At 64.6% G+C, this 4,257-nt stretch carries 5 protein-coding genes; 3 read left to right on the top strand and 2 right to left on the bottom strand.

Annotated elements, in window-relative coordinates; all coding sequences use genetic code 11:
• On the bottom strand, positions 1–576 hold a 576-nt coding region (locus ACEQXV_RS18600), incomplete at its 3' end, for a CoA ester lyase (protein WP_370270415.1).
• Positions 577–843: 267 nt separating this feature from the next.
• On the opposite strand from ACEQXV_RS18600, the gene dgcN reads away from it, so the two are divergent.
• The 3 genes from dgcN (at position 844) to ACEQXV_RS18585 (ending at position 3,789) form a co-directional block, all read left to right on the top strand.
• Positions 844–1,848 carry an N-acetyltransferase DgcN gene (dgcN, locus tag ACEQXV_RS18595; protein ID WP_370270413.1) on the top strand — a complete coding sequence of 335 codons (1,005 nt, stop codon included), beginning with the start codon at positions 844–846 and terminating at the stop codon, positions 1,846–1,848.
• Between the two features lie 95 nt (positions 1,849–1,943).
• Positions 1,944–2,909 (top strand): N-acetyl-D-Glu racemase DgcA, encoded by a 966-nt coding sequence (gene dgcA / locus ACEQXV_RS18590; protein ID WP_372526182.1) that lies wholly within the window; start codon positions 1,944–1,946, stop codon positions 2,907–2,909.
• 19 nt (positions 2,910–2,928) lie between these two features.
• Positions 2,929–3,789, top strand: coding sequence for a D-amino-acid transaminase (locus ACEQXV_RS18585; protein WP_093448794.1), 861 nt, complete (start codon positions 2,929–2,931; stop codon positions 3,787–3,789).
• A 100-nt stretch (positions 3,790–3,889) separates the two neighbouring features.
• On the opposite strand, the gene ACEQXV_RS18580 is transcribed toward ACEQXV_RS18585, so the two are convergent.
• Positions 3,890–4,257: sugar transferase (locus tag ACEQXV_RS18580; RefSeq protein ID WP_370270411.1), on the bottom strand; the 368-nt coding region annotated here is incomplete at its 5' end.

Below are 4,257 nucleotides of genomic sequence, written 5' to 3'. Positions count from 1 at the left end.
TTCGCGCAGCATGTAGTAATCTTCCTGCGTGCCGCCGATCCCAGTGGTCTGCATCCCCATGGACGCGGCGTAATCCGCGGCACCCAGGCTCATCGCCTGAAGGCGGGGCGAGGCGGCGGCGATCTCTTCCACGTGGGCGATGCCGGCGGCGGATTCGATGATCACCTCAAGCGCGATCTTCTTCTTGCGGCCCTTCGCCATCTCGATCGACGAAATCAGCGCGTCCACGGCATAGATATCCTCGGCGCAGCCGACCTTGGGGATCATGATCATGTCGATCCGTTCGCCGGCCTGTTCGACGATATCCACCACGTCGCGATACCAATAGGGCGTGTCCAGCCCGTTGATCCGCACCGAAAGGGTCTTGTTGCCCCAGTCGATGTCGCCGATCGCCTCGATCGCCAGTTTCCGCGCCTGCGGCTTGTCGTCGGGGGACACCGAATCCTCGAGGTCGAGGTTGATCACATCCGCGGCCGAGGTCGCCATCTTCGGCGGCAGCTTGGTGTTCGACGCGGGCCCGAACAGCTGGCAGCGGTTCGGACGGGACGGCGGGGTCGGCTGAATACGGAAGGACATCACGTCACCTCTGGGTAAGGAAATTTCGTTTCGGTCATGGTGAGGGTTATTAAATTACAACGCATGAGGCAAGGTGATATTGCGGCGCAGCAACACCCCGGCCCGACCACCGATATCGGGCGTCAGCCGGGGAATCCCCGCAAGATTTGTGCGAATTTTCAGCACATAGGCGAAGAAGCTTCGAAACTTTCCTCTCGCAACCGCGGAATTGCAAAGTCATTTCAAAGCAGATCGGCGAAGCTGGCGGCAACAAATCGGAGTTTTCCCATGATCGAGACCCCCTATCTGCTTTTCCTCGGTGACGCCCCCGACATGCTGGCCGCAAAGGTCGCGCAGGGCATCAAGGACTGGCGCCCCGAAAACGCCGTCGGCCAGTTCCGCATGGAAGGCTGCAAGGCCGACATGAAGCTGACCGACATGACCCTGGCCGAAGCCAAGGCCGCCGGGGCCAAGACCCTGGTGATCGGTGTCGCCAACCGCGGCGGCGTGATTTCTGCCGCATGGAAAAAGGTGCTGATCCAGGCGCTTGAGGAAGGGTTCGACCTGGCCTCGGGCCTGCACAACCTGCTGCGCGACGAAGCAGACCTGAAGGCCTTCGCCGAAGCCACCGGCCGCCAGCTTCATGACGTGCGCATCCCGTCGGTGAAATACCCGATTGCCAATGGCGAGAAACGCACCGGCAAGCGCTGCCTGGCCGTCGGCACCGATTGTTCGGTCGGCAAGATGTACACCGCACTGTGCATGGATCGCGAAATGCAGAAGCGCGGGCTGAAGTCCAGCTTCCGCGCCACCGGCCAGACCGGCATTCTGATCACCGGTGAAGGCGTGCCGCTGGACGCCGTGATCGCGGACTTCATGGCCGGGTCGATCGAATGGCTGACGCCCGACAATGACGCCGACCACTGGGACATGATCGAAGGGCAGGGCAGCCTGTTCCACGTGTCCTATTCCGGCGTGACCATGGCGCTGATCCACGGCGGTCAGCCCGACGCGCTGATCCTGTGCCACGAGCCGACCCGCGAACACATGCGCGGCCTGCCGGGGTACAAGCTGCCCAGCCTGACCGCCCTGCGCGACATGGCGCTTGAGCTGGCCAAGGTCGCCAACCCCGCCTGCGAGGTCGTCGGCATTTCGGTCAACACCCAGCACATGAGCGAAGAGGACGCCCGGTCCTACATGAAGGGTGTCGAGGACGAGATGGGCCTGCCCACGGTTGATCCCTACCGCCACGGTGCGGAACGCCTGGTGGACGCCCTGGTCGCCCTGGGCTGACACCTGGGCTAAGCTAAGCGTCGGACAGGAAATCCGCCCCTCGGAGCGGATGCCTGGCCCGCGCGAGTATTTCTGGCAAGATGATGGAGGATCCCGTGAAGATCGAGGTTTCCGCAGATACGTTTCCGCTGGCGGAGGTCTTCACGATCAGCCGCGGCAGCCGGACCGAGGCGCATGTTGTGTCCGTCCGGATTTCCGACGGCACGCACGAGGGGCGCGGCGAATGCGTGCCCTACGCGCGCTATGGCGAAACCCTGGACAGCGTGATGGACCAGATCCGCAGCACCGAGGGCGTGGCCGACCGCGCCGCGCTGGCGCAGGCGCTGCCGGCGGGGGCCGCGCGGAATGCCGTGGATTGTGCGCTTTGGGATCTTGAGGCCAAGCGCGCCGGCAAGCGCGTCTGGGAGCTGGCCGGCCTGCCCGCGCCGGGGCCCGAGATCACCGCCTATACCCTGTCACTGGCCGAACCGGCGCAGATGGAGGCCTCGGCCCGCAAACATGCGCATCGTCCGTTGCTGAAGATCAAGCTGGGCACGCCTGACGACATGCCCCGGCTTGAGGCCGTGCGCCGCGGCGCGCCCGAGGCCAGGATCATCGTCGACGCCAACGAAGGCTGGTCCGCCGCCGTTTATGCCGATCTGGCCCCGCATCTGGTGCGTCTTGGCGTGGCGCTGGTCGAACAGCCTCTTCCCGCAGGGGAAGACGACGCCCTGATCGGTATGGACCGTCCGGTGCCGGTCTGCGCCGACGAAAGCTGCCATGACCGCGACAGCCTGCCCAAGCTGAAGGGCAAATACGATGTCATCAACATCAAGCTCGACAAGACCGGCGGCCTGACCGAGGCGCTGGCCCTGCGCGATGCCGGCCGGGCCGAAGGCTATGACATCATGGTCGGCTGCATGGTCGGGTCCTCGCTTGCGATGGCACCGGCGCTTCTGGTCGCCCAGGGTGCGATGGTGACGGATCTTGACGGGCCGCTTCTGCTGGCCCAAGACCGCGACCATGCCCTGCGCTTCGACGAAAAGGGCGTTCACCCGTCCGACCCCGCCCTGTGGGGCTGACCGCCGAGAAGGAGAAAACATGTCTCGCATCGTTTATGTGAACGGCGACTACCTGCCCGAGGAAGAGGCGAAAGTCTCGATCTTTGACCGTGGCTTCCTGATGGCGGATGGCGTCTATGAGGTGACGAGCGTGCTGGACGGCAAGCTGGTCGATTTCGACGGCCACGCCAAACGGCTTGAGCGGTCGCTGAAAGAACTGGACCTGGTGGCCCCCGTCACCATGGACGAGCTTCTGACCATTCACCGCGAACTGGTGGCGCGCAACGACCTGGAAGAGGGCGGCGTCTATCTGCAGATCACCCGTGGCGCACCGGCCGACCGCGACTTCGTCTTCCCCGACCCGGCGGAGACCAAGGCGACCATCGTGCTGTTCACCCAGGCGAAGAACTTGGCGAATTCCCCGGCCGTGCAGAAGGGCATCAGCGTCATCTCGATCGAGGATCAGCGCTGGGCGCGGCGCGACATCAAGACGGTGCAGCTGCTGTACCCGTCGATGGGCAAGATGATGGCCAAGGCCGCCGGGGCCGACGACGCCTGGATGGTCGAAGACGGCCAGGTGACCGAAGGCACCTCGAACAACGCGTATATCGTGAAGGGTGGCAAGATCATCACCCGCCAGCTGTCCAACGACATCCTGCACGGCATCACCCGCGCCGCCGTTCTGCGGCTGGCCAAGGAAGCCCAGATGGAGGTCGAGGAGCGCGGCTTTACCATCGAGGAAGCGCAGCAGGCGGATGAGGCCTTCATCACCTCGGCCACGACATTCGTGCAGCCCGTCGTGTCGATCGACGGCGCAACGATCGGCAAGGGCGAAGCCGGGCCGGTGGCCCTGCGCCTGCGCGAGATCTACATCGACGAGAGCCGCAAGAAGGCGATCTGATCGGGCTGGATTGGCCAAACTGGAACATTGAAAAGCCCCGGTACGCGCCGGGGCTTTTTCGTTTATGCGACGGGACTTGCAGGTGAATGCTGCGCGTGCATCACGCCCCGGTTCCATTCCATACGGCACCGAATGTTCGCAGCAGGATCCGCAGATCCAGCATCAGGCTGCGGCTTTCCGCATAGTAGCAGTCCAGCGCCAGGCGGCGGTCATAGGAGCCGCCGCGCGCTGTCACCTGCCACAGCCCCGATACCCCCGGCCGCAGCGACAGATAGGCCCGGGCAGAGGCCCCGGAATATTGCGCGGCGAATTCGGACTGGGGCACGGGGCGGGGGCCAACAAGGCTCTCTTGTCCGAGCAGCACGTTGATCATCTGGGGTAGCTCATCCAGGCTGGTGTCGCGCAGCCCGCGGCCCAGGGGCGTGCGGCGCGGATCTTCCGGCAGCTTGGCATGGCGGGCCCAATGCG

This window comes from Nioella sp., from assembly GCF_964229645.1.
In the GTDB taxonomy this organism is placed as follows: Bacteria; Pseudomonadota; Alphaproteobacteria; order Rhodobacterales; family Rhodobacteraceae; genus Nioella.
This window is presented reverse-complemented; position numbering and strand designations above follow the sequence as displayed.

Coding starts and splice junctions, on each gene's coding strand:
- dgcN (WP_370270413.1), top strand. CDS start 844: ATGATCGAGACCCCCTATCTGCTTTTCCTCGGTGACGCCCCCGACATG.
- ACEQXV_RS18585 (WP_093448794.1), top strand. CDS start 2,929: ATGTCTCGCATCGTTTATGTGAACGGCGACTACCTGCCCGAGGAAGAG.